This is a genomic window from Actinophytocola oryzae (assembly GCF_004364325.1).
Classification (GTDB): Bacteria; Actinomycetota; Actinomycetes; order Mycobacteriales; family Pseudonocardiaceae; genus Actinophytocola; species Actinophytocola oryzae.
Genome location: NZ_SOCP01000025.1, coordinates 74,752 through 97,995, shown reverse-complemented (window position 1 = coordinate 97,995; position 23,244 = coordinate 74,752). Strand labels below are relative to the sequence as shown.

Annotated in this window: 23 protein-coding genes; all 23 read left to right on the top strand. The window is 70.7% G+C overall.

Going from position 1 to position 23,244, the window contains the following annotated elements:
• The 23 genes from allB (at position 1) to CLV71_RS42620 (ending at position 23,131) form a co-directional block, all read left to right on the top strand.
• On the top strand, positions 1 to 1,311 hold the full coding sequence (gene allB, locus CLV71_RS42730; protein ID WP_133908677.1) for an allantoinase AllB: 1,311 nt from the start codon (positions 1 to 3) through the stop codon (positions 1,309 to 1,311).
• The gene (gene alc, locus CLV71_RS42725; RefSeq protein WP_133908676.1) at positions 1,311 to 2,387 is read left to right on the top strand and encodes an allantoicase; all 1,077 of its coding nucleotides are present in this window, start codon (positions 1,311 to 1,313) and stop codon (positions 2,385 to 2,387) included. Before allB ends, alc begins: the two co-directional genes overlap by 1 nt.
• On the top strand, positions 2,384 to 3,304 hold the full coding sequence (locus CLV71_RS42720; protein ID WP_133908675.1) for an endonuclease/exonuclease/phosphatase family protein: 921 nt from the start codon (positions 2,384 to 2,386) through the stop codon (positions 3,302 to 3,304). The genes alc and CLV71_RS42720 overlap by 4 nt, the downstream gene beginning before the upstream one ends.
• Positions 3,305 to 3,315: 11 nt before the next feature.
• Positions 3,316 to 4,821 carry a bifunctional phosphatase PAP2/diacylglycerol kinase family protein gene (locus CLV71_RS42715; RefSeq protein ID WP_133908674.1) on the top strand — a complete coding sequence of 502 codons (1,506 nt, stop codon included), beginning with the start codon at positions 3,316 to 3,318 and terminating at the stop codon, positions 4,819 to 4,821.
• A 346-nt stretch (positions 4,822 to 5,167) separates the two neighbouring features.
• On the top strand, positions 5,168 to 6,493 hold the full coding sequence (locus CLV71_RS42710) for an ammonium transporter (protein WP_133908673.1): 1,326 nt from the start codon (positions 5,168 to 5,170) through the stop codon (positions 6,491 to 6,493).
• 3 nt (positions 6,494 to 6,496) lie between these two features.
• Positions 6,497 to 6,835 (top strand): P-II family nitrogen regulator, encoded by a 339-nt coding sequence (locus CLV71_RS42705; RefSeq protein WP_133908672.1) that lies wholly within the window; start codon positions 6,497 to 6,499, stop codon positions 6,833 to 6,835.
• On the top strand, positions 6,835 to 9,249 hold the full coding sequence (locus tag CLV71_RS42700; RefSeq protein WP_133908671.1) for a [protein-PII] uridylyltransferase: 2,415 nt from the start codon (positions 6,835 to 6,837) through the stop codon (positions 9,247 to 9,249). Before CLV71_RS42705 ends, CLV71_RS42700 begins: the two co-directional genes overlap by 1 nt.
• Before the next feature lie 201 nt (positions 9,250 to 9,450).
• A complete protein-coding gene (ffh, locus tag CLV71_RS42695; RefSeq protein WP_133908670.1) occupies positions 9,451 to 11,007 on the top strand; it encodes a signal recognition particle protein in 1,557 nt (518 codons plus the stop codon).
• A gap of 3 nt (positions 11,008 to 11,010) precedes the next feature.
• Positions 11,011 to 12,075, top strand: a complete 1,065-nt coding sequence (locus CLV71_RS42690) for an amidohydrolase family protein (RefSeq protein ID WP_208298005.1) — start codon at positions 11,011 to 11,013, stop codon at positions 12,073 to 12,075.
• 93 nt (positions 12,076 to 12,168) lie between these two features.
• The gene (locus CLV71_RS42685) at positions 12,169 to 12,936 is read left to right on the top strand and encodes a CPBP family intramembrane glutamic endopeptidase (RefSeq protein WP_243867335.1); all 768 of its coding nucleotides are present in this window, start codon (positions 12,169 to 12,171) and stop codon (positions 12,934 to 12,936) included.
• A 148-nt stretch (positions 12,937 to 13,084) separates the two neighbouring features.
• Complete coding sequence (gene rpsP, locus CLV71_RS42680; RefSeq protein WP_133908669.1) at positions 13,085 to 13,540, top strand: 30S ribosomal protein S16; 456 nt, start codon at positions 13,085 to 13,087, stop codon at positions 13,538 to 13,540.
• Positions 13,537 to 13,776: an RNA-binding protein gene (locus CLV71_RS42675; protein WP_133908668.1), complete on the top strand. Its 240-nt coding sequence runs from the start codon at positions 13,537 to 13,539 to the stop codon at positions 13,774 to 13,776. The genes rpsP and CLV71_RS42675 overlap by 4 nt, the downstream gene beginning before the upstream one ends.
• Positions 13,777 to 13,801: 25 nt before the next feature.
• Positions 13,802 to 14,320 (top strand): ribosome maturation factor RimM, encoded by a 519-nt coding sequence (gene rimM, locus CLV71_RS42670; RefSeq protein ID WP_133908667.1) that lies wholly within the window; start codon positions 13,802 to 13,804, stop codon positions 14,318 to 14,320.
• Entirely contained in the window at positions 14,321 to 15,088 is a 768-nt protein-coding gene (gene trmD, locus CLV71_RS42665) for a tRNA (guanosine(37)-N1)-methyltransferase TrmD (RefSeq protein WP_133908666.1), read from the top strand. It abuts the gene before it with no gap.
• Between the two features lie 123 nt (positions 15,089 to 15,211).
• On the top strand, positions 15,212 to 15,571 hold the full coding sequence (rplS, locus tag CLV71_RS42660) for a 50S ribosomal protein L19 (protein WP_133908665.1): 360 nt from the start codon (positions 15,212 to 15,214) through the stop codon (positions 15,569 to 15,571).
• A gap of 36 nt (positions 15,572 to 15,607) precedes the next feature.
• Entirely contained in the window at positions 15,608 to 16,561 is a 954-nt protein-coding gene (lepB, locus tag CLV71_RS42655; RefSeq protein ID WP_133908664.1) for a signal peptidase I, read from the top strand.
• A gap of 9 nt (positions 16,562 to 16,570) precedes the next feature.
• Positions 16,571 to 17,482 carry a signal peptidase I gene (gene lepB, locus CLV71_RS42650; RefSeq protein WP_133908663.1) on the top strand — a complete coding sequence of 304 codons (912 nt, stop codon included), beginning with the start codon at positions 16,571 to 16,573 and terminating at the stop codon, positions 17,480 to 17,482.
• Positions 17,483 to 17,511: 29 nt separating this feature from the next.
• Positions 17,512 to 18,303: a ribonuclease HII gene (locus tag CLV71_RS42645; protein ID WP_133908749.1), complete on the top strand. Its 792-nt coding sequence runs from the start codon at positions 17,512 to 17,514 to the stop codon at positions 18,301 to 18,303.
• Positions 18,300 to 18,623 carry a DUF2469 domain-containing protein gene (locus tag CLV71_RS42640; protein ID WP_133908662.1) on the top strand — a complete coding sequence of 108 codons (324 nt, stop codon included), beginning with the start codon at positions 18,300 to 18,302 and terminating at the stop codon, positions 18,621 to 18,623. The genes CLV71_RS42645 and CLV71_RS42640 overlap by 4 nt, the downstream gene beginning before the upstream one ends.
• Before the next feature lie 184 nt (positions 18,624 to 18,807).
• Positions 18,808 to 19,188, top strand: coding sequence for a YraN family protein (locus tag CLV71_RS42635; RefSeq protein WP_133908661.1), 381 nt, complete (start codon positions 18,808 to 18,810; stop codon positions 19,186 to 19,188).
• Positions 19,188 to 20,702 (top strand): YifB family Mg chelatase-like AAA ATPase, encoded by a 1,515-nt coding sequence (locus CLV71_RS42630; RefSeq protein ID WP_133908660.1) that lies wholly within the window; start codon positions 19,188 to 19,190, stop codon positions 20,700 to 20,702. Before CLV71_RS42635 ends, CLV71_RS42630 begins: the two co-directional genes overlap by 1 nt.
• 212 nt (positions 20,703 to 20,914) lie before the next feature.
• Positions 20,915 to 22,072: a DNA-processing protein DprA gene (gene dprA, locus CLV71_RS42625; protein ID WP_133908659.1), complete on the top strand. Its 1,158-nt coding sequence runs from the start codon at positions 20,915 to 20,917 to the stop codon at positions 22,070 to 22,072.
• A 60-nt stretch (positions 22,073 to 22,132) separates the two neighbouring features.
• On the top strand, positions 22,133 to 23,131 hold the full coding sequence (locus CLV71_RS42620; RefSeq protein WP_424923955.1) for a tyrosine recombinase XerC: 999 nt from the start codon (positions 22,133 to 22,135) through the stop codon (positions 23,129 to 23,131).
• Positions 23,132 to 23,244: the final 113 nt, after the last annotated feature.

Genomic DNA, 23,244 nt, shown 5'->3' with positions numbered 1-23,244 from the left:
ATGGACCTGATCATCCGTGCGCCGCGCATGGTCACCCCCGACGGCGAGAGGTCCGGCGCGGTCGGCATCCGCGACGGGGTGATCGCCGACGTGGCGGACGAGCTGGACGGTCCGGTGTTCATCGACCTCGCCGACGACGAGGTGCTGCTGCCCGGTCTCGTCGACACGCACGTGCACGTCAACGACCCCGGCCGCGCCGAGTGGGAGGGCTTCGCGACCGCCACCCGCGCCGCGGCGGCAGGCGGGGTCACCACGATCGTCGACATGCCGCTCAACAGCGTGCCGCCGACGGTCGACGTGCCCGCTCTGGACATCAAGCGCGCCACGGCGTTCGGCAACACCTACGTCGACGTCGGCTTCTGGGGCGGCGCCGTGCCGGGCAACCTGCCCGAGCTGCGTCCACTGCACACCGCGGGGGTCTTCGGCTTCAAGTGCTTCCTGTTGCACTCCGGTGTCGAGGAGTTCGGCCACCTGTCGACGGGTGAGCTGGCCGCGGCACTCGCGACGCTCCGCGACCTCGACGCGCTCATGATCGTGCACGCCGAGGACCCCACCCTGATCGACCACGCGCCTGCCCCGCACGGCCGCGCCTATGCCGACTTCCTCGCCTCGCGCCCACCCGACGCCGAGCACCGCGCCATCGCGACCGTGATCGACCTGGCCCGCCGCCACCACGCCCGCGTGCACATCCTGCACCTGTCCTCGGCGGGCGCACTGCCGATGATCGCCGCCGCGCGCCGCGACGGCGTTGCGGTCACCGTCGAGACGTGCCCGCACTACCTGACCCTGACCGCCGAGGAGGTCCCGGACGGTGCCACGCAGTTCAAGTGCTGTCCGCCGATCCGGGGGGCGGCGAACCAGGACCTGCTGTGGCAGGGCCTCGCGGACGGCGTGATCGACTGCGTGGTGAGCGACCACTCGCCGTGCACCCCCGACCTCAAACGCCTCGAGACCGGCGACTTCGGCCAGGCGTGGGGTGGGATCGCCGGCCTGCAGCTGGGGCTGCCCGCGGTCTGGACGGCAGCACGCAAGCGTGGTGTGCCGCTGACCGAGGTGGTGCGGTGGATGTCGACGGCACCCGCGGCACTGGTCGGCCTGACGGGCAAGGGCGCGATCGAGGTGGGCCGCGACGCGGACCTGTGCGTGCTCGCGCCCGCCGCCGAGCTGACCGTGGACGCCGCGAAGTTGTTCCACCGCAACGCGGTCAGCGCCTACCACGGTCGCACCCTGACCGGTGTGGTGCGGCGGACGTGGTTGCGTGGCCGCGAGGTGACGGGCGAGGTCCCGCACGGGAAGCTCCTGGAGCGCTGATGGACGTCACCGGGCTACCGGATCTCGTGTCCCGCCGGGTGGGCGGCGCCGTGGTGTGGGCGGACGACGAGCTGTTCGCGGAGAAGGAGAACCTGATCCGCCCGACCGAGCCGGTCTACCAGCCGGCCACGTTCGGCCACAAGGGACAGCTCTACGACGGCTGGGAGACCCGCAGGCGCCGCGAGCCCGGCGTCGACCAGGCCGTGCTCCGGCTGGGACTGCCGGGTTTTGTGCACGGGATCGTGGTCGACACGGCGTACTTCACCGGCAACTACCCGCCGTTCTGCTGGGTCGACGCCGCCGCGGTGGAGGGCTACCCGTCGCCCGCCGAACTGTCCGAGGCGGACTGGCAGCCGCTGGTCCCGCGCTCTGCGTTGCTCGGCAACACGAAGAACCCGTTCGAGGTCGACGATCCCCAGCGGTACACGCACGTCCGGCTGACCATCGACCCGGACGGCGGCGTGGCACGGCTGCGGGTGCACGGCGTCCCGGTCGCGGACCCCCGCTTCCTCGACCCGTCCTCGTTGGACCTCGCCGCGCTGGAGAACGGCGCCGCGATCGAGGGCTGCAGCAACATGTTCTACTCGTCCCCGGCGAACCTGATCTCGCCGGGCTTCGCCTCGGTGATGGGGGACGGCTGGGAGACCGCCCGTCGTCGCGACGACGGCAACGACTGGGTGACGGTCCGCCTGGCAGGCGAGGGCACGGTCCGGCTCGCGGAGCTGGACACCAGTCACTTCAAGGGAAACGCTCCCGGCTGGGCGGCTCTGTCCGGTCGGACCGGTGACGACTGGGTGACCCTGCTGCCCCGCACGGCGTTGCAGCCGGACACCCGCCACCGCTTCCTGCTGCCCGGCGGTCCACCGGTCGACCACGTCCGCATGGACGTCTACCCCGACGGCGGCATGGCCCGGCTGCGCCTGCACGGCACGCTGACCACCGCGGGCCGGGAGGACCTGGTGCTGCGCTGGTTCAACCGTCTGCCCGCGGCGCAGGCACTCGCGGTCTCCGGCGATCAGGACGTGGTCGCCGCACGACCGCTGTCCGTGGTACCCGAGACCTTGGCGCTGTCGTGAGGATCGCGGCCGCTGTGCTGGCGGTGCTCGTCGCCGCCGGATGCAGTACGGCGACCGGTTCCTCGGCGCGGCCCACGCGCCCGGCACCCGACGAGCTGGTGCGGGTCGTGGACCTCAACGCGGCCATGGGATACCGGGCGGGTCCGGGCGATCCCGGCGGCACCGACGCGACCCGTGCCGACTTCACCCTGCTGGCGGACGACATCGTCAGGCAGAACGGCGACATCGCGAACCTCCAGGAGATGGCGCTGCCCGGCGCGGAGGAGCTGCGGTCGATCCTCCGGGAGAAGACCGGGAACGAGTGGCAGCTGAACTGGGCCCACGTCGTCCCGGCCACCTTCTACGCGGGCAGGTCCCGCACCGAGCGGCCGACCTACGACGAGGTCTCCTCCGGCAACGCCCAGCTGATCCGCATCGGCGACGGCATCACCGCCCAGCGACCGATCACCGTGGACGGCGCGAACGACGACCAGGGCATCGTGCTGCCCTCCGGCGCCCGCGCGTTCAGCGGCGTGGAGGTCACCACGGCGTGGGGTGTGGTCGACGTCTACAACACCCACCTCGCCCTCGCCCGCCAGGTGCCGGACCCGCGGCGCGCCGAGGACGTCCGGCGGATCCAGCAGGCCACCGAGTCGCGCCGGAACCCGACCGTGGTCACCGGTGACTTCAACCAGACGATCGACATCCCGGACCCGAGTGCCCAGACCATGGCGGCGATCCGGGCGTTCACCGACCAGTTCGGCTATACAGACGTCACCAAGGGCAAAGGTCCGACCATCGACCAGAAACATCCCAAGCAGGACTCCAGGCGTATCGACTACATCCTGGTCCGGGGCGTACGCACGACAGCCACGGTCAGGTTCGTCAGCCACGAGTCCGACCACTGGGGTCTGGCCACGACCATCGAGCAGGGCTGAGCAGGTTTCTCATGTCGCGTTTCGGGTACATAGCGTTGGTGCGCAAGAAGTTCCGGCGTTGGCCGGTCAGCCGGGTCGACGCGGATCTCGTCCGGCACGTCGGAGATCTCCCGATCAACCCGGCTGACAAGGGTTTTCGGGTGCTCGGCAGGGCCGCCGACCACAGCAAGATCTGGTTCGCCGCCGCCGCCGTGCTCGCCGCACGCAAGGGCGCCCCGCGACGGGCCGGACTCCGTGGTGTCGTGGCGATCGGCTTCGCCAGCTTCGCCGCGAGCCTCGTCGGCAAGCGGCTGTTCCCGCGCCGCCGACCGGCCGCCGACCTCCTTCCCGTCGCCCGCCGCATGACCCGCAGGCCCACCTCGTCGTCCTTTCCTTCCGGGCACTCGGCTTCCGCCGCGGCATTCGCGTCGGCGGTCGCCATGGAGTACCCGCGTGCCGCGGCGGTCGTCGTCCCGCTCGCCGCCGCCGTCGGGTACAGCCGCGTCCACACCGGCGTGCACTGGCCGACGGACGTCGTCGCTGGTGGCGCCATCGGCGTCGGCGCCGCCTACGCCACCCGCCACTGGTGGCCGCACCACCGGGACCTGCCCGACGGCGAACAGCTGCGGGACACCGCCGCGGAGCTGGGTGACGGTGAAGGGCTCGTGATGGTCGTCAACCCCGGCGCGGGGTCGGCGACCTCGGTCGCCACCGAGGTGGGCAAGGCGTGGCCCAACGCCGACATCGTCGAGCTGGGGTCGGACGTGGACGTGGTCGCCGAGGTGACCAAGCGCGTCGAGCACGGCGGGGTCCGCGCGGTCGGCGCGGTCGGCGGCGACGGGACCGTGAAGAGCGTCGCGGAGATCGCCGCGGAGCACGGCCTGCCGATGGTGCTCGTGCCGGGCGGCACGCTCAACCACTTCGCCCGCGACGTCGGCGTCGAGAACCTCGACCAGGCCAAGGCGGCGACCAGCGCGGGCAGCGTCGTGGTCTGCGACCTCGGCGACGTGGACGTCACCGACGGTGGTGGCGAGTCCGAGCACGCGGTCTTCGTCAACACGGCGAGCCTCGGCGGCTACCCGGAGACGGTACGGCTGCGCGAGAAGCTGGAGACGCGGTGGCCGAAGTGGGTGGCCGCGACACTCGCCAGCACGAGGACTCTGCGGCGCGCGAAGCCGCTGACGATCCTGCTCAACGGCAAGCGGCACAAGGTGTGGATGCTGTTCGTCGGCGCGGGTGCGTACGTGCCGAAGGGCTTCGCCGTCGGACGGCGGCCGACGCTGGCCTCCGGCGTGCTCGACGTGCGGTACCTGCGCGCCGACATCCCCTACTCGCGCCTGCGGTTCGTGCTCGCCACGCTCACCGGCACGCTGACCGTCAGCCACGTGTACCGGCACATGGAGGTCCCCGCGCTCGACGTCGTCCTCGTCGACGGCCAGCGCCGCATCGCGCTCGACGGCGAGCTGGGTCCGCCAGGGCGCTGGTTCCGGTTCCGGGTGCGCAAGGGCGCACTGCCGGTGTACACCGGCCTTTCCTGATCGGCCACTACCTCGCCGAGGAGGTGCCGGACGCGGTCCTGCGGCACCTGACCGAGCACCTCATGCGACCGTCGTAACCGATCGTCGGGCCGTTGCCCGCCGCGAGCGTGAGCCGTGCGTCGTGCCGGTCGGGGTCGGCGACGGCCGTGTGGGGCGTCGTTACCAGGCCGTTGTGTGTTTCTCGTCCGCCGGTGAACGCCGAGAGTAGCCGCTACCGACCGGAAACACCGATGTAACAAAATTCGGACGACAGTTCACCTCCGAGAAACCGGACACGCGATCCCGCGAAACAGCATTTCTCGATGCTCCTCGCAAAGTTTCGCCGCGTTAGGCAGGAGGAGGAAGCGTGGAAGGGAATACGGCCTGGTTGCTCACCAGTGCCGCTCTGGTGCTGCTGATGACCCCGGGGCTGGCGTTCTTCTACGGCGGCATGGTGCGCACCAAGAGTGTGCTCAACATGCTCATGATGTGCTTCGGGGCCCTGGCGGTCGTCGGCGTGATCTGGGTGATCTACGGATACTCGCTCACGTTCGGGGACGACGTCACCGGCGGTCTGTTCGGTGACGTGACCCAGTACCTCGGCCTCTCCGGCCTCATCGGCAATCCGGACGCGCTCACCACGACGGCGTTCGTCGCGTTCCAGGCGATGTTCGCGGTCATCACGGTGGCCCTCATCGCCGGTGCGATCGCCGACCGCGTCCGGTTCGGCGCGTGGCTGCTGTTCGCGGGTGTCTGGGCCACGATCGTGTACTTCCCGGTCGCCCACTGGGTGTTCGACTTCAGCAACGACTCGGGACACGTCGGTGGCTGGATCGCGAACAAGCTCGTCGCGTTCGACTTCGCCGGTGGCACCGCGGTGCACATCAACGCCGGTGCGGCCGGCCTCGCGCTGGCCATCGTGATCGGCAGGCGTGCGGGCTGGCCGAAGGAGTCGATGAAGCCGCACAACCTGCCGTTCGTGATGCTCGGCGCCGGCTTGCTGTGGTTCGGCTGGTTCGGGTTCAACGCGGGTTCGGCACTGGCCGCCAACGGTCTCGCGGGCGTCGCGTTCATCAACACGTTCAGCGCGACCGCCGCCGCGATCATCGGCTGGCTGCTCGTCGAGCGCATCCGCTACGGCAAGGCGACGAGCCTCGGCGCGTCGTCCGGCGTAGTCGCGGGTCTGGTCGCGATCACCCCGGCCTGTGCGTTCGTCGACACCTGGGGCGCGCTGCTCATCGGTGTGCTCGCCGGCGTGTTCTGTGCGCTCGCGGTCAGCCTCAAGTACAAGCTGGGCTTCGACGACTCGCTCGACGTGGTGGGTGTGCACCTGGTCGGCGGTCTGTGGGGCACACTGGCAATCGGTCTGTTCCAGACCACCTACGTCAACGACGTCGGCGTGAACGGTCTGTTCTACGGCGGGGGGCTGTCCCAGCTCGGCAAGCAGGCCGTCGGCGCGTTCGCGGTGCTGTTCTACTCGCTGATCGTCACGCTGATCATCGGGTACATCATCAAGTTCACGGTCAAGTGGCGGGTGAGCGACGAGGCGGAGGTCAACGGCATCGACGAGGCCGAGCACGCGGAGAGCGCGTACGAGTTCTCCGGGCTGCGCGGTGGTGGCTCGTCGATCGCCAAGTCCGCCGAGATCCTCTCCGGCAACAAGGTGCCCGCAAGCGCGAGCAAGGAAGGCTGAGCAATGAAGCTGGTTACGGCGATCATCAAGCCGTTCACGCTCGATGACGTCAAGGCCGCGTTGGAGCAGGTCGGCGTGCTCGGCATGACGGTGAGCGAGGTCCAGGGCTACGGCCGGCAGAAGGGCCACACCGAGGTCTACCGGGGTGCGGAGTACTCCGTCGACTTCGTGCCGAAGGTCAAGCTCGAGGTCCTGGTCGACGACGCGCTCGGGGACAAGGTGGTGGACGCCGTGGTGGAGGCCGCGCGCACCGGCAAGATCGGTGACGGCAAGGTCTGGGTCACACCGGTGGACACCGTGGTACGGGTGCGCACCGGAGAGCGCGGCACCGACGCGCTCTGATGACACCTCAGGGGGAGGGGGCGGCCGACCGCAAGGTCTCGGCCGCCCCCACTGCCGCCGACCTGGTGTTGGCGCGTGACCGGCTGCTCGGCCGCGGCGCGTCCCAGCAGGCCGGCCGTCTCGGTCCGGAGGTCCTTCGGGAGGCCCTGACCGACCTGCACGAGTTCTGGCTGACGGTGCACGCCGCGCAGGCGGGTATCGGCGCCGACGCGACGGGGATCGCCCTGGTCGCCGTCGGGGGCCTCGGCCGCCGCGAGCTCGTGCCGTTCTCCGACCTCGACCTGGTGCTGGTGCACGAGGGCAACCGCGACGGCCGTGTCGAGAAGGTCGCCGAGCAGCTCTGGTACCCGCTGTGGAACTCTGGGGTCGGCCTCGACCACTCGGTGCGCACCGTCTCCGAGGCACTCGACGTGGCGGGCACCGACCTGCGCACGGCCATGGGCCTGCTCGACGCCCGCCACCTCGCCGGTGACGCGGACCTGGCCGGCGTGCTCGCCGAGTCCGCCCGCGACGCCTGGCGCACGGGTGTGCGGCGGCGCGTCGAGGAGATCGTCGAGTCCGCGCGGACCCGCTGGCAGCGCAGCGGCGAGGTGGCGCACTGGGTGGAGCCCGACCTCAAACACGGCCGGGGCGGCCTCCGCGACCTCTCGATCCTCGACGCCCTGGCGCTCGCGCAGCTGGTGGACCGGCCCTCCGGCGAGGTCTCGCAGGCCCGAAAGCTGCTCCTGGACACCCGTACCGAGCTGCGCCGCATCGCAGGCCGCCCCCGCGACGTCCTCATGCCGCAGGACGGCGACGAGATCGCCTCCGTGCTGGGTGTCGGCGACCGCTTCTCCCTCGCCCGCGCCCTGTCCGGCGCGGGCCGCACGGTCGCGTACGCCCTCGACGTGGCCCTTCGCGCGATCCAGCCGTCCCGCCAGGCCCGCAAGGTGCTCGGCGTGCTGCGCAGGCAGCCACAGCGCAGGCCGCTCTCCGAGGGGGTCGTGCTCGACGGCGACGAGGTGACCCTCGCCCGCGACGTCGACCCCGGCAGGGACCCCGGGCTGCTGCTGCGGGTCGCCGCTGCCGCCGCCCGAACCGGTCGGCCCATCGCACCCGCCGCACTGGCCAGGCTCGGCGAGTCGGCGCCGGAGCCACGCGCGCCGTGGCCCGCCGAGGTACGTCAGGAGCTGGTGTCCCTGCTCGGGGCGGGTGAGGGCCTGGTCGACGTCATCGAGTCGCTGGACCGCACGGGGCTGTGGGCGCGCCTGTTCCCCGAGTGGGGCGCCGTCCGCGACCTCCCGCCACGCGACCAGGCACACGTGTGGACGGTCGACCGCCACCTCGTGCAGGCCACCTCGTACGCCGCGAGGCTCGTCACCCGGGTGTCCCGTCCCGACCTGCTGCTGATCGGCGCGATCCTGCACGACATCGGCAAGGGCCGCGACCAGGACCACTCGGTCGTCGGCGCCGCGCTCGCCACACAGGTGGGGGAGCGCCTCGGGCTGCCTGCCGCCGACGTCGCCACGCTGTCCGCGATGGTCCGTCACCACCTGCTGCTCCCGCACACGGCCACCCGCCGCAACATCGAGGACGAGGCGACCGTGCGGCGCGTGGTCGACACCCTCGGCGGCGACCCCGTGCTGCTGGAGCTGCTGCACGCGCTCGCCGAGGTGGACTCGCTCGCCACGGGACCTGGCGTGTGGACGGAGTGGAAGGCGTCGCTCGTCGCCGACCTCGTGGCCAGGGGCCGCAGGAGGATGGCGGGGGAGAAGGCAGGAGAGCCGGTCCCGCTCTCCTCGGAGCAGCGCACGGCGGCCGAGGCGGTGGCCGTGTCGGGCAGGCCGGACATCGTCGTCTCCGCGCCGGACCGCACCTTCGCGACGATCACACTGATCGCGCAGGACCGCCCCGGCCTGCTGTCCAGGGCGGCCGGCGTGCTGGCACTGCACTCGCTGCAGGTGCACGCGGCGGAGCTGCGCGCACACGCGGGCGTCGCGGTCGACGTGTTCTCCGTGTCGCCCCGGTTCGGCTCACTGCCCGACCCGGGGCTGTTGCGTGAGCAGTTCGGCCGCGCGCTGTCCGGCTCGCTGCCGCTCGCGGAGAAGCTGGCGGCCAAGGAACGCGACTACGCCTCCGAGCCCGACGACCCGCCGCAGCCCCGGGTGCTGTGGTTCGCCGGAGAGGCCGACGGCGGCACCGAGTCCAAGGACGTGGTGCTGGAGCTGCGCACAGCCGACCGCCTCGGCCTGCTGTACAGCGTGGCCGAGGTGCTCGAACGCTGCGGCGCGGACATCCTGTGGGCACGTGCCATGCAGGTGGGCGGCACGGCCATCGCGTCGTTCAGCCTCGCATCGACGTCCCCGGCCGGCGGCGACACCGCGAGCGAGGAGTGGCGCACGGAGATCGAGCGCGCGGTGCTCGCGGCCGTCTGAGCAGACGCTCCCCGTCGGCGTGAGTAGTAACCCCTACCCCGATCCGGGGGTGTTCGCGCTGCTCACGGCGCCCGTGAGACGAGAGGCTTGCTCTGCGCCCCAAGGGAGGGAGGGGCGCAACTGGGAAGGCCGGGATGGGGCTCGTCGAGGGGTCGGGCCCATCCCGGCGACCACGGGCGCTGACCGGCTACCGTAGACAGGGTGTTCGACACCCTTTCCGACCGGCTCACCTCGGTCCTGCAGAACCTCCGCGGCCGTGGCCGGCTGTCCGAGGCCGACATCGACGCCACCGCGCGCGAGATCAGGATCGCGCTGCTGGAGGCGGACGTCGCGCTCCCGGTGGTCCGGACCTTCATCGCGCAGATCAAGGAGCGCGCCAAGGGCGCGGAGGTCTCCGGTGCGCTGAACCCGGCCCAGCAGGTCGTCAAGATCGTCAACGAGGAGCTCGTCGCCATCCTCGGCGGCGAGACCCGCAGGCTCTCCCTCGCCAAGAACCCGCCGACCGTGATCATGCTCGCCGGTCTGCAGGGCTCCGGCAAGACGACGCTGGCGGGCAAGCTGGCCCGCTGGCTCGTCGGCCAGGGCCACACGCCGCTGCTCGTCGCGTGTGACCTCCAGCGGCCCAACGCGGTCAACCAGCTGCAGGTCGTCGGCGAGCGGGCCGGGGTGCCCACGTACGCGCCGGAGCCCGGCAACGGCGTCGGCGACCCGGTGGACGTGGCCCGCCGCTCCATCGACGAGGCCAGGCGCGCCCAGCACGACGTCGTCATCGTCGACACCGCGGGCCGCCTCGGCGTCGACGAGGAGATGATGCGTCAGGCCGCGGACATCCGCGAGGCCGTCCAGCCGGACGAGGTCCTGTTCGTGGTCGACGCCATGATCGGTCAGGACGCCGTCAACACGGCCGAGGCCTTCCGCGACGGCGTCGGCTTCACCGGCGTGGTCCTCACCAAGCTCGACGGCGACGCCCGGGGTGGTGCCGCGCTGTCGGTCCGCGAGGTCACCGGCCAGCCGATCATGTTCGCGTCCAACGGCGAGAAGCTCGAGGACTTCGACGCGTTCCACCCCGACCGGATGGCCTCGCGCATCCTCGGCATGGGTGACGTGCTCACGCTCATCGAGCAGGCCGAGCAGGCGTTCGACAAGGACCAGGCCGAGGCCGCCGCCGCCAAGATCGGCACCGGCGAGCTGACGCTGGAGGACTTCCTCGAGCAGATGCTGGCCGTCCGCAAGATGGGCCCGATCGCCAACCTGCTCGGCATGCTGCCCGGCGCCGGCCAGATGAAGGACCAGCTGGCCCAGGTCGACGACAGCCACCTCGACCGCCTGCAGGCCATCATCCGCGGCATGACGCCGGCCGAGCGCAACGACCCGAAGATCATCAACGCGTCCCGCCGCCAGCGCATCGCCAAGGGCTCCGGCGTCGCGATCCGGGAGGTCAACGACCTCGTCAACCGGTTCTACGAGGCCCGCAAGATGATGCAGCAGATGGCCGGCCGGTTCGGCTTCCCGGGCGGCGCCCGCGGCGGCAGCAAGACGCGCAAGGGCAAGAAGGGGAAGAAGGGCAAGGGGCGCGGTCCGACGCCGCCGAAGGTGCGTGGCGGCATGCCGATGTTCCCCGGCGGCATGCCCGACCTGTCGAAGATGCCGCCCGGCCTGGGCGAGCTGCCCCCGGGCCTCGCCGGTCTCGACCAGGGGCTGCCGCCCGGCTTCGACCCGTCCAAGCTGAAGTTCCCCAAGAAGCCCAAGGACAACTAGGCCGTGCCTGCGCTGCACATGCGGGGCGTGGTGCTCCCCGAGGGTGAGCCACGCGACCTGTGGATCGTCAACGGCCGCGTCCGCACCACACCGGTGCCCGGCGCGGAGACCGTGGTGGACGGCGGGTTCCTCGTGCCTGGCCTCGTCGACGCCCACTGCCACATCGGGCTGGCCGCCGAGGATCTCGACGAGGCGGAGCGGCACGCCCTGACGGACCGTGACGCAGGCACGCTGCTCGTCCGCGACTGCGGTGCCCCCCTGGACACCCGGCCGCTGCAGGAGAAGCTGGAGCTGCCGAGGATCATCCGGGCAGGCAAGCACATCGCGCGGCCCAAGCGGTACATCCGCTACGTCAGCGAGGAGGTCGAGGACGCCTCGCTGCTGCCGTCCGTGGTCGCCGAGCAGGCGGCGGAGGGCGACGGCTGGGTGAAGCTGGTCGGCGACTGGATCGACCGCGAGACGGGCGACCTCGCGCCGCTGTGGCCGGACGACGTGCTGGCCGAGGCCATCAAGGTGGCCCACGAGGCGGGCGCGCGGGTGACCGCGCACGTGTTCGGCGAGGAGGCGCTGCCCGGGCTGATCAACGCGGGCATCGACTGCCTCGAGCACGGCACCGGCCTCACGCCCGACACGATCGAGCTGATGGCGTCCCACGGCACCGCACTCGTGCCCACTTTGATCAACATCGAGACGTTCCCGGGGCTGGCGGCCGGCGCGACCAGGTACCCGGTGTACGCGCGCCACATGCTCGACCTGTACGGCGGCATCCGCCGGACGGTCGCGGACGTCCTGGAGGCGGGCATCCCGGTCTACGCGGGCACCGACGCGGGCGGCGGCATCGCGCACGGCCGCATCGTCGACGAGATCGTGGCACTCCACGAGATGGGCATGACCACAGAGGACGCCATCGGCGCCGCGTCGTGGTCGGCGAGGAGCTGGCTCGGCTACCGGGGCATCGAGGAGGGCGCCGCGGCCGACGTGATCGCCTACGACCAGGACCCGCGCACCGATCTGGCCGCGCTGCGGCACCCGTCACGCATCGTGTTGCGGGGCCGCGTCATCAGGTGAACGGCGCCCCCGCCGACCGCTCCCCGATTTGACCGGCAATTGTCACGCGCTCTCACCAGGTTCGAGCGGCGTCAACCGACTACGCTCGGATACGTGACAGCGGAAAGGGAAGTGACCGACACGCCGAGTGTCCTCGCTGACCCCGTCGAGGCCGTGCCGGAGCGCACTCATCGATGGGGCTTCGGCGCTTTCCTCTTCGTCTTCGCCATCTTCGTGCTGACCGCCGTGATGATCGGCGCGTTCGTCGGCGCCTTCTTCCCGAACGCGGGCCCGTCACCCACGGTCATCGTCGTCGGCACGGTGGTGCCGACGGTCGTCGCGGCGTGCGTGACCCTGCTCGTCACGAAGCTGCGTGGCAACGGCCCGAGGATCGACCTGCGCTGGTCGATGCGCGGCGAGGACATCCGCGCGGGCTTCAAGTGGGGCTTCATCGGCCTGCTCGTCACCACGCTGGCGGCGTTCGTGTGGACGAGCGTCGTCGGCGAGCAGAACGCCCAGTCCGCCATCGGGGCGCTCGTCGACAACCAGCGCATGCCGATCGGCCCGGCCATCACGCTGTTCCTGTTCGTGTGGCTGATCGGCCCGGTCTGCGAGGAGCTGATCTACCGCGGCCTGCTCTGGGGAGCACTCGAACGGCTCAAGTGGGGCCGGTGGGCGGTGTTCTGCCTCACCACGGTGATCTTCGCGGTCAGCCACCTCGAGCCGCTGCGCACCTCGTTGCTGCTGGTCATCGGCATCCCGATCGGTCTGGCGCGCCTGTTCAGCGGCAGGCTCGGCGCCAGCATCGTGGCTCACCAGGTCAACAACTTCCTGCCCGCGCTGGCCGTGCTGCTGGTCGCGCTCGGGGTCATGCCCGCCTGACAATCCCCATCTGGCAGAATGGCTAGCTGTCCGTCGTGGCCGGACCCTCTCACCGTGCCATGGCGCCATCGAACTTGGGGCATCGGCGAGCCGCAACCCCACGCGGCGAACCGGCGCTCACACGTCATCAAGAGGAGCACCACCACCCGTGGCAGTCAAGATCAAGCTGCAGCGTCTCGGCAAGATCCGGTCGCCGTACTACCGCGTCATCGTCTCCGACGCCCGCACCCGCCGCAGCGGCAAGGCCATCGAGACGATCGGCCAGTACCGCCCGAAGGAGGAGCCGAGCTTCATCCAGGTCGACTCCGAGCGCGCGCAGTACTGGCTGGGTGTCGGCGCGCTGCCGACCGAGTCGGTGCAGCGGATCCTCGAGATCACCGGCGACTGGCAGAAGTTCAAGGGCCTCCCGGGCACCGAGGGCACCCTGAAGGTCAAGGAGCCGAAGACCTCCAAGGAGGAGCTCTTCGCGCAGGCGCTGAAGGAGGCCGGCAGCGAGCCGACCACCGACGCCACCACCCCGAGGAAGAAGGGTGGCGCGAAGCGGGCCCCCGACGCGAAGAAGGCCGACGACAAGTCGGATGAGGGTGCCAAGGAAGAGTCGTGAGCTTTCTGGCGGACGCCCTCGAGCACCTGGTGCGCGGCATCGTGGACCATCCGGACGACGTGCGCGTCGAGCTGGTGACCACACGCCGTGGTCGCACGCTCGAGCTGCACGTCAACCCGGACGACCTCGGCAAGGTGATCGGCCGCAGCGGGCGCACCGCGACCGCGCTGCGGACCGTCATGGCCGGCATCGGCGGCCGGGGCATCCGAGTGGACGTCGTCGACACCGACCAGTGAGCGAAGCCTGCGGAGCGAACCAGTGATGCAGCGTGAGCTTCTGGTCGGTCGCGTCGCCAAGGCCCATGGCATCTCCGGCGAGCTGGCCGTCGACATCCACACCGACGAGCCGGACGAGCGGTTCGCGCCCGGTGCCGTGCTGACCGCACGGCTCCGGGACCGTTCCGTCCGGCCCGTCACCGTGTCGACCGTTCGTGAGCACTCCGGTCGCCTGCTGATCCGGTTCGACGAGGTCCCCGACCGGAACGCCGCCGAGCTGATGCGCGGCGCCAAGCTGGTGGTCGACGCGGCCGAGCTGCCGCCGTCGGACGACCCGGACGCCTTCTACGACCACGAGCTGGAAGGCCTCGCCGTCGTGCTGGTCGACGGCTCGCCGGTCGGCACCGTCGGCGAGATCGCCCGTTCGCCGGGTGGTGAGCTGCTGGTGGTCAGGAAAGAGGACGGCACGGAGGCGCTGGTCCCGTTCGTCCGCGCGATCGTCCCCGAGGTGGACGTCAAGGGCGGGCGCGTCGTCATCGACCCGCCGGAAGGCCTGCTGGACTGAATGCGCGTCGACGTCGTCACGATCTTCCCCGAGTACCTCGACCCACTGCGCCAGGCGCTGCTGGGCCGGGCGATCGAGCGTGGACTCCTGTCACTGGACGTCCACGACCTGCGGAAGTGGACGCACGACGTGCACAAGGCCGTCGACGACAGCCCGTACGGCGGCGGCCCCGGCATGGTCATGAAACCCCAGGTCTGGGGTGAGGCGCTGGACACCCTGTGCGCGTCGGGTTCGCCACGGCTCGTGGTGCCGACGCCTGCGGGCCGCCCCTTCACGCAGGCCCTCGCCCGCGAGTACGCGGCCGAGGACTGGCTCATGTTCGCCTGTGGCCGCTACGAGGGCATCGACCAGCGCGTCCTCGACGACGCCTCGGCACGCATGACCGTCGACGAGGTCTCCATCGGCGACTACGTGCTCGTCGGCGGCGAGGTCGCGGTCATGGTGATGGTCGAGGCCGTCGCCCGCCTCCTGCCCGGCGTGCTGGGCAACCCGGCCTCCCACGAGCAGGACTCGTTCTCCGACGGCCTCCTCGAAGGTCCCAGCTACACCCGTCCGGAGGTCTGGCGCGACCTCCCGGTGCCGGAGGTCCTGCGCTCCGGCAACCACGGCGCGATCGCGCGCTGGCGTCGTGACCAGGCACTCGACCGGACCTACCACCGACGCCCCGACCTGCTCGCCGCCCTGCCGGACACCGCGTTCGACAAGCACGACCGGGCCCGGCTGGCGAGCCTCCGAGATCCCGATTTCGACCCGGGGAAATCGGTCTGACATACTGGACCGGTTGTTGCGACCGGGTGGCGCCTGGGCGCACTCCCGAACTCCCCTAGGTTGGCTGCAGGAGTCTGGTCGCGCCTTGGGATGAAATAACAACAGTTGAGGACGGATACACCCATGAACACCCTGGACGCTCTGGACGCCAAGTCGCTGCGTTCCGACATCCCGGCCTTCCGCCCGGGTGACACGCTGAAGGTGCACGTCCGCGTCATCGAGGGCTCTCGCGAGCGGGTCCAGGTGTTCAAGGGCGTCGTGATCCGCAGGCAGGGCAGCGGCATCCGCGAGACCTTCACCGTCCGCAAGATCTCCTTCGGCGTCGGCGTCGAGCGCACCTTCCCGGTGCACTCCCCGAACATCGCCAAGATCGAGGTCGACCGCCGCGGTGACGTGCGTCGCGCGAAGCTGTACTACCTGCGCGAGCTGCGCGGCAAGGCCGCCAAGATCAAGGAGAAGCGCGAGACCGCGCCCACGGCCTGACCTGTACTTTTCACGAACCCCGGTAACCTGGGGTGTGTGGCCGACCCTGTGCACGCTCCGTCCCCAGAGGACGATCCGGAGCGCACCGAGCTGATCCCGAAGGTCAGCGACCCCGAGTCTTCACTGGCGTCGCTACCTTTGGGAGGCACGGAGGAGAAGTCGGCCAAGTACAGGGCCGGCAAGCACAGGAGACCGCCGAGGAAGCAGCCGCTGTGGCGCGAGCTGCTCACGCTGCTGACAATCGCGCTGGTCCTGACTTTTCTCATCCAGACGTTCCTGGGTCGCGTGTACTCCATCCCGTCCGGCTCGATGGAGCAGACCCTGCACGGCTGTGCCGGCTGCACGGGTGACCGCGTGCTCGTGGACAAGCTCGTCTACGACTTCCGCGACCCCGCACCCGGCGACGTTGTCGTGTTCGAGGGCCCCGACACCTGGACCGAGAACGACACCACGCCCCTCGGCCCCAGCAACCCCGTCGTGCGCGGCCTGCAGTGGATCGGGTCGCTCGTCGGCCTCGCGCCGCCCAACGAGCGTGACTTCGTCAAGCGCGTCATCGCCGTCGGCGGCCAGAAGGTCCAGTGCTGCGACGAGAAGTCCCGCGTCCTGGTCGACGGCCACCCGCTCGACGAGCCGTACGTCTACTGGCAGAACGGCGCCCCGGACGGCAGGCAGCGGTTCGACCCCGTGGTGGTGCCGGAGGGCACCCTGTGGGTGATGGGGGACAACCGCAGCGACTCGTGCGACTCCCGCTGCCAGGGCGGCGGCGGGCTGCGCGGCGTGGTGCCGATCGACAAGGTGATCGGCAAGGTGCGCTACATCGTGCTGCCTCCCGGCCGCTGGCGGGGCGTCGGCGACCACAACTCCCAGGCGGGTGTCTCGGTGGCCCTGAGCGCCCCCGCGTGGCAGCAGAGCGCGCCGCTCGGCGCAGGGCTGGCGATCGCGTGGCCGACACTGTGGCTGGGCCGTCGGGTGCGAAGGCGGCACCGGTAGTCTGCTCTAGTGGTCGACGTCGCACGCTCTGGTAACAGCAGGGACAACGAGGACGAGGAGGAGAGCCCGGCTGAGCAGGACAAACCTGACGTCACCGCCGGGTTCGGCAGAAAAGCCAGAAAGAAGAAACAACGGTCTTTCTGGAAGGAACTGCCTATCCTCATCGGGGTCGCCCTGCTGCTGACCCTCATCATCCAGACATTCCTCGCACGGGTCTTCGTGATCCCGTCGGAGTCGATGGAGCAGACCCTGCACGGCTGCCCCGGCTGCTACGGCGACCGTGTGCTGGTGGACAAGCTCGTCTACCGCTTCGGTGACCCGGAACCCGGCGAGGTCGTCGTGTTCCAGCGCCCCGACACCTGGAACCGATCCGAGTTCTCCGCGAACCGATCCAGCAACGGCTTCGTGTCATGGTTGCAAGACGTAGGCGCGGCGTTCGGGCTCGCGTCGCCCAACGAGGACGACGTGGTCAAGCGGATCGTCGCGGTCGGCGGGCAGACCGTGGAGTGCTGTGACGAGAAGAACCGTGTGCTGGTGGACGGCAAGCCCTTGGACGAGCCGTACGTGTACTGGCTTCCCGGTAACAACACCCAGGAGGAGTTCCCGCCCATCAAGGTGCCGGAGGGCATGCTTTGGGTGCTGGGCGACAACCGCAACAACTCGTGCGACTCGCGTTGCCAGGGTGGTGGTGGCAAGAACGGGCTCGTGCCGGTGGACAACATCATCGGCAAGGTGCGCTACATCGTGCTGCCGCCGTCCCGCTGGCGCGGGGTGGGGGACCACGACCCGCAACAGGGCCCGGCCGCGTCCGCCGCGGCGCAGATCGTGATCCCGGGCCTCGGCCTGGCTGCCGCGTTCCCGACGCTGTGGCTGGGCAGGCGGGTGCGCCGGACGGTCAGATCAGTGGGATCCCGCAGGTGACAACGGCTCGACAGGGGCGGCTGGCGTGGTTGGAGTCCAGCCCGCCCCGCCCCGTACTGAGGCGCGACGCGGGTAACTGGGCACTCCAGACCGCGCTGGACCGCCGTGGGCTCGGTCCCGTGGCGGGGGTGGACGAGGCGGGTCGGGGCGCGTGCGCGGGTCCCCTGGTCGTGGCATCCTGCGTACTCCGTCCGGGTGATTCCGCGAAGTTCGAGGGCCTGACGGACTCGAAGCTCCTCACGGCGGCCGCCCGCGACAGGATGTACGACGTGGTGATCCGCCGGGCCGTGGACTACGCCGTCATCGTGATCCCGGTGGAGGAGGTGGACTTCAAGGGTGTCCACGTCTGCAACATAGAAGGCATGCGCAGGGCCATCGCCCAGCTGCGGACGCACCCCGGTTACGTGCTGATCGACGGCTTCAGGGTGCCGGGCCTGACCGCCCCCTCGACGCCGGTGATCAAGGGTGACCAGGCGGTAGCGTGTGTGGCAGCGGCGTCGATCCTGGCCAAGGTGACGCGTGACCGCATCATGGCAGACCTGCACGAGGAGTTCCCGCAGTACGGCTTCGACGAGCACAAGGGCTACTGCACCGGTGCGCACAGCGCGGCGCTGACGGTCCACGGGCCCAGCCGGGTACACCGCTGGTCGTACGTCAACGTGACCGCGGCGGGAATTACACACGGTATGCGTGCGCCACACCCTGTGGCGTTGAGTGTGGCAGCGGCCGCCGTGGTCCAGAATGGTCAGGTTGGGAGGCTGGCAACACCGGCAGGAATGACAACGTCCCCCGTCGACCAGGAGGAGCGCGAAACCGCATGAGCGCGGAGGATCTCGAGAAGTACGAGACCGAGATGGAGCTGCAGCTCTACCGGGAGTATCGCGACATAGTTGGCCAGTTTTCCTACGTGGTGGAGACGGAGCGTCGTTTCTACCTGGCCAACGGCGTGGATGTGCAGGTCCGGGACTCCGACGGCGAGGTCTACTTCGAGGTGAGGATGTCGGACGCCTGGGTCTGGGACATGTACCGCCCGGCGAGGTTCGTCAAGAACGTCCGAGTGATCACCTTCAAGGATGTCAACGTCGAGGAGCTCGACAAGCCTGACCTGCGCCTCCCGGAAGAAGGCCCGTTCGGTTCGTAGGCAGTTCTTCGAGGAAACCGCGAGGTCCGCACCGGACCTCGCGGTTTTCGCGTTCTGAGTCCTTTAGCACGAGCTGTCAAGCCGTCGATCTCGAACGACCGGAGTTGTCCACAGCCGCTCCAGTTGTCCACAGTTGATCTTCACCCCGTGGTTCCGACCCGCCGGGCCCGGCAGTCTCGTCGGCATGACCACGAACACGAAGTCGACCAAGCCCAAGCACCTGACCACCGGCGAGCGCGGGGAGGCGCTGGCTGCCCGCTACCTGGAGAGACAGGGCCTGACCGTCCTGTCCAGGAACTGGCGATGTTCCGAGGGCGAGCTGGACCTCGTCCTCACCGACGGCCGCACCCTGGTCGTCTGCGAGGTGAAGACCCGAACCAGCGACAACTACGGCGCTCCCGCCGAGGCCGTCACTGACACCAAGGCCGCCCGCATCCGGCGCCTGGCCCGCCGCTGGCGGGTCGACTACCGCGTCGGCCCCGTGCCGACCCGCTACGACATCGTCGCCATCACCTGGCCCGCTGGCGAAACCCCGCGGATCAGCCACCTCAGGGGCGTGCTGTGATGCCGCTCGCCCGCGCCTGGTCCGTGGCGCTGTTCGGTGTGGACGGCGTGGCGGTGGAGATCGAGGCCGACATCGGTGGCGGCCGCCCTCGGACCCAGATCGTCGGCCTCCCCGACGCCTCGCTGAACGAGGCCAAGGAGCGTGTCCGCGCCGCCGTCCGCAACAGCCAACGCGCGTGGCCGGAGGAACTGGTCACCCTCGCCCTGTCCCCGGCCGCCCTGCCGAAGGGCGGCTCGGGCTACGACGTCGCCCTGGCCTGCGCGGTGCTGGTCGCCGCGGGCCTGGAACCCGCGGAACGCCTGGACAAGACCGTCCTCATGGGCGAACTGGCGCTGGACGGCCGGATCCGCACGGTCAGGGGCGTCCTCCCCGGTCTTCTCGCCGCCAGGAAGGCACAGCTCAGGCGCGCCATCGTCCCGGTACAGGCCCTTCCCGAGGCCGCGCTGGTCACCGGCCTGGAGGTGTTCGGCGCGGAACACCTCACCGAGGTCCTCCACTGGCTCCGTGGTGAGTCCGAAGCCCTCCGCAGACCCGAACCGCACTCGGCGCCACCGCAGACCGAGGCTCCCGACCTCGTGGACGTCGTCGGTCAACCCGAGGCCCGCTGGGCCCTGGAGGTGGCCGCGGCCGGCGGCCACCACCTCCTGATGACCGGCCCACCGGGCACCGGCAAGACGATGCTCGCGCAGCGCCTCCCCGGTCTCCTTCCTTCCCTCACCCTCGACCAGGCCCTGGAGGTCACGGCAATTCACTCCATCGCGGGAATCCTCGCGCCGGAGTCACCCCTGGTGGCCTTCCCACCCTTCATCGCGCCACATCACACCTGCTCCGTGCCTGCTCTGGTCGGCGGCGGCGTGGGTCTGGCGCGGCCCGGTGCGATCAGCCATTCACACAATGGTGTGCTCCTGCTGGACGAGGCTTGCGAGTTCGCCCCGGACCGGCTCGAGGCACTGCGAACCGCCCTGGAGGAAGGGGAGATCCGGCTCGCCCGCCGGGACGGTGTCGTCCGCTACCCCGCGAGGTTCCAGCTGGTACTGGCGACCAACCCGTGCCCGTGCGCCCCGCCGAGGGAGTTCGACTGCACCTGCACCCCGCACGCCAAACGCCGCTACACGGCCCGGCTTTCCGGTCCACTGCTGGATCGCGTGGACCTGAGGGTCCGCATGCGCCCGATCACCGCACTGTCCCGCGCCGACGGCGTGGTCCCCGAGTCGACGGCCGTCGTCCGCAAGCGGGTCGCGCACGCGCGAGCCAGGGCGGCCGAACGCTGGAAGAAACACGGCTGGCTCACCAACGCACAGGCGCCGGGCCCGATCCTCCGCCGCGAGTACGGCTTACCGAGGAACGCCACCGCCCTGCTCGACCATGGCCTCGACGTCGGCGCCGTCACGGCCCGGGGCGCGGACCGTTGCCTGCGGGTGTCCTGGACCCTCGCCGATCTCGCCGAGGTCGAACAACCCACGGCCGACCACGTGGCGGCCGCCCTCGAGTTCCGCGACCGCCGGGTCGCCTAGCTCACCAACAGAAAGGTATCGACGATGAACCTGTCGAACCCGAGTGGCCGCGACCTCGCCTTCCGGCCACTCACCGCTGCCCAGGGCACGTGCCCGCGCATGCATCGGCCGTCAGTGCACGCGGCACTGCCACCGCCCGACTCGCCCGTCTGCTTCACCAGGGGACCGGACTGTTGTGCCACGTCGTCCGCGGCGAGCCTGAGGAGGGCCGCATGACCGCGCAGGCCGTCGAGGAGGTCCGGCTCGCCAGGGCCTACCTCATGCGGGTCGCCGAACCGCCCGCGTTCGCGCTGCACGCGTTCGTCAACGTGGTGGGTGCGCTGGCCGCGGCCGAGCGCGTCCGGCGGGGCGATGTGCCGCAGCTCGTCGCGAACGAGAGCGAGGCGCGCCGACACGTGGACCTCGCGGAGGAGGACCTCGCCGCCGCGGAGAAGGTCGGAGGCCGCCTGCTGATGCCCGAGGACCCCGAGTGGCCCGCGTGGCAGCTGCTCTGTCTCGGTCCGCCGACCGACCGGGGGCTGCGCGGCGCGGGCACGCCGCTCGGGCTGTGGGTGCGTGGCACGGCGGAGGTGGGCGAGGTGTTCGACCGGGCGGTCTCGGTCATCGGCGCGCGGGCGGCCACCGGCTACGGCGACCTCGTCGCGAGTGAGATCGGGTACGCACTCGGCAACGCGGGCATGACGGTCGTGTCCGGTGCCGCCTACGGGATCGACGGCGCGGCTCACCGCGGTGCGCTGAAGGCGGGCGGCCAGACCGTCGCGGTGCTGGGCTGCGGCATCGACATCCCGTACCCGGCGGGGCACAGCGGCCTCCTGGAGGCGGTCGCCGCGAGCGGGCTCGTCATCAGCGAGTACCCACCGGGCACCAACCCGGCGCGGCACCGGTTCCTGGTGCGGAACCGGCTGATCGCGGCACTGTCGTCGGCGACGGTCGTGGTCGAGGCAGGCGTGCGCAGCGGCGCCAGGAACACGGCGACGACCGCCGCCGCGCTGGGCAAGGTCGTGCTGGCGGTGCCGGGGCCGATCACCTCCGCGATGTCCGTCGGCTGCCACGACCTGCTGCGGACGGGTGCGGCCACGCTCGCGGGTTCGGTCGGCGAGATCCTCGAGGCGGTCGGGCCGGTCGGTGAGCACCTCCGCACCGAGGGGAGGTCCGCACGCCGCAGCACCGACGGACTCGCCGACCAGGCGCTCCGCGTCCACGAGGCACTGCGCCGCGAGGAGGGCTGCGCCGCGGAGGAGGTCGCGGTGGACTCCGGCGTGCCGCTCGACCGGGTCCGGGCACTGCTCCCGGAGCTGGAGCTCACGGGCCACGTCGAGCGCGGCGAGGACGGCTGGCGACAGGCGAAGGGAGGCGAACACGGGCGCTGACCCGACGATCGCGCGTGGCGGTACTTGACCCGCCAGGCGGAATGGCGCAGCGTCAGACGGGTGACCGAGTCACGCAAAAGGGTCGATCTGCACCAGGTCCGAGCGAAGCTGCCCGAGCCGGTGAGCACCGTCGTGGCCGACTACGAGCGGCACCTGGGGCTCGAGCGTGGGCTCTCGGCGCACACGGTGCGTGCCTACGTGACCGATGTCGTCTCCCTGCTCGGGTTCCTGCACGGACTGCCGGTGGTCGGTGACGCGCGAAGCATCGACCGGAGCCGGGGCCGGGGCGTCGCGGCACTGGACCTCATCGCGCTGCGGGCGTGGCTGGCCGCGCAGCGGTCGGCCGGGGTGAGCCGCACGACGATGGCGCGGCGGTCCGCGGCGGCGAGGACGTTCACGGCGTGGGCGCACCGGCGTGGGCACCTCGAGACCGACCCAGGGTCTCGGCTGGCCGCGCCGCGCCGGCACCGGAAGCTGCCCTCGGTGCTGCGGCAGGACCAGGCGGTGGAGGTGCTCGACGCGTCGGGGAAGGGCGCGGCCGAGCTCGATCCGGTCGCACTGCGTGACCACGCGTTGTTGGAGCTGCTGTACGCGACGGGCATTCGCGTGTCCGAGCTGTGCGGACTCGATATCGACGACGTCGACCTCGACAGGCGGGTCGTGGTCGTACTCGGGAAGGGAGGCAAGGAGCGCACGGTGCCGTTCGGTGAGCCGGCGGCTCGGGCGGTCATCGACTGGATACGGCGTGGTCGACCGGCCTTGGCGAGGCCGTCGTCACCGCCGTCGTTGTTGCTCGGCGCGCGCGGCGGCCGGTTCCAACCGGCCAGTGTTCGACGTATCGTGCACGAGGCTGTGAACGCAGTTCCGGGTGTTCCCGTCATGGGACCGCATGGATTGCGTCACTCTGCCGCGACACATCTGCTCGAAGGTGGCGCAGATCTTCGTAGCGTCCAGGAGCTGCTTGGTCACGCTACGCTTGCAACAACGCAGCTCTACACCCATGTGACCGTCGAACGGCTGAAGGCAATCCATGACCGAGCCCACCCCCGCTCCCGATGAAGGGGAAGGTTTGCGGACGCGCAGGACGTCCGGTGGCGGAAGGCTCGCCACCGTGACGCTCGACACGCGCATGCCATCCGACGGCACCCCCGACGACCACGACACGAACGCCC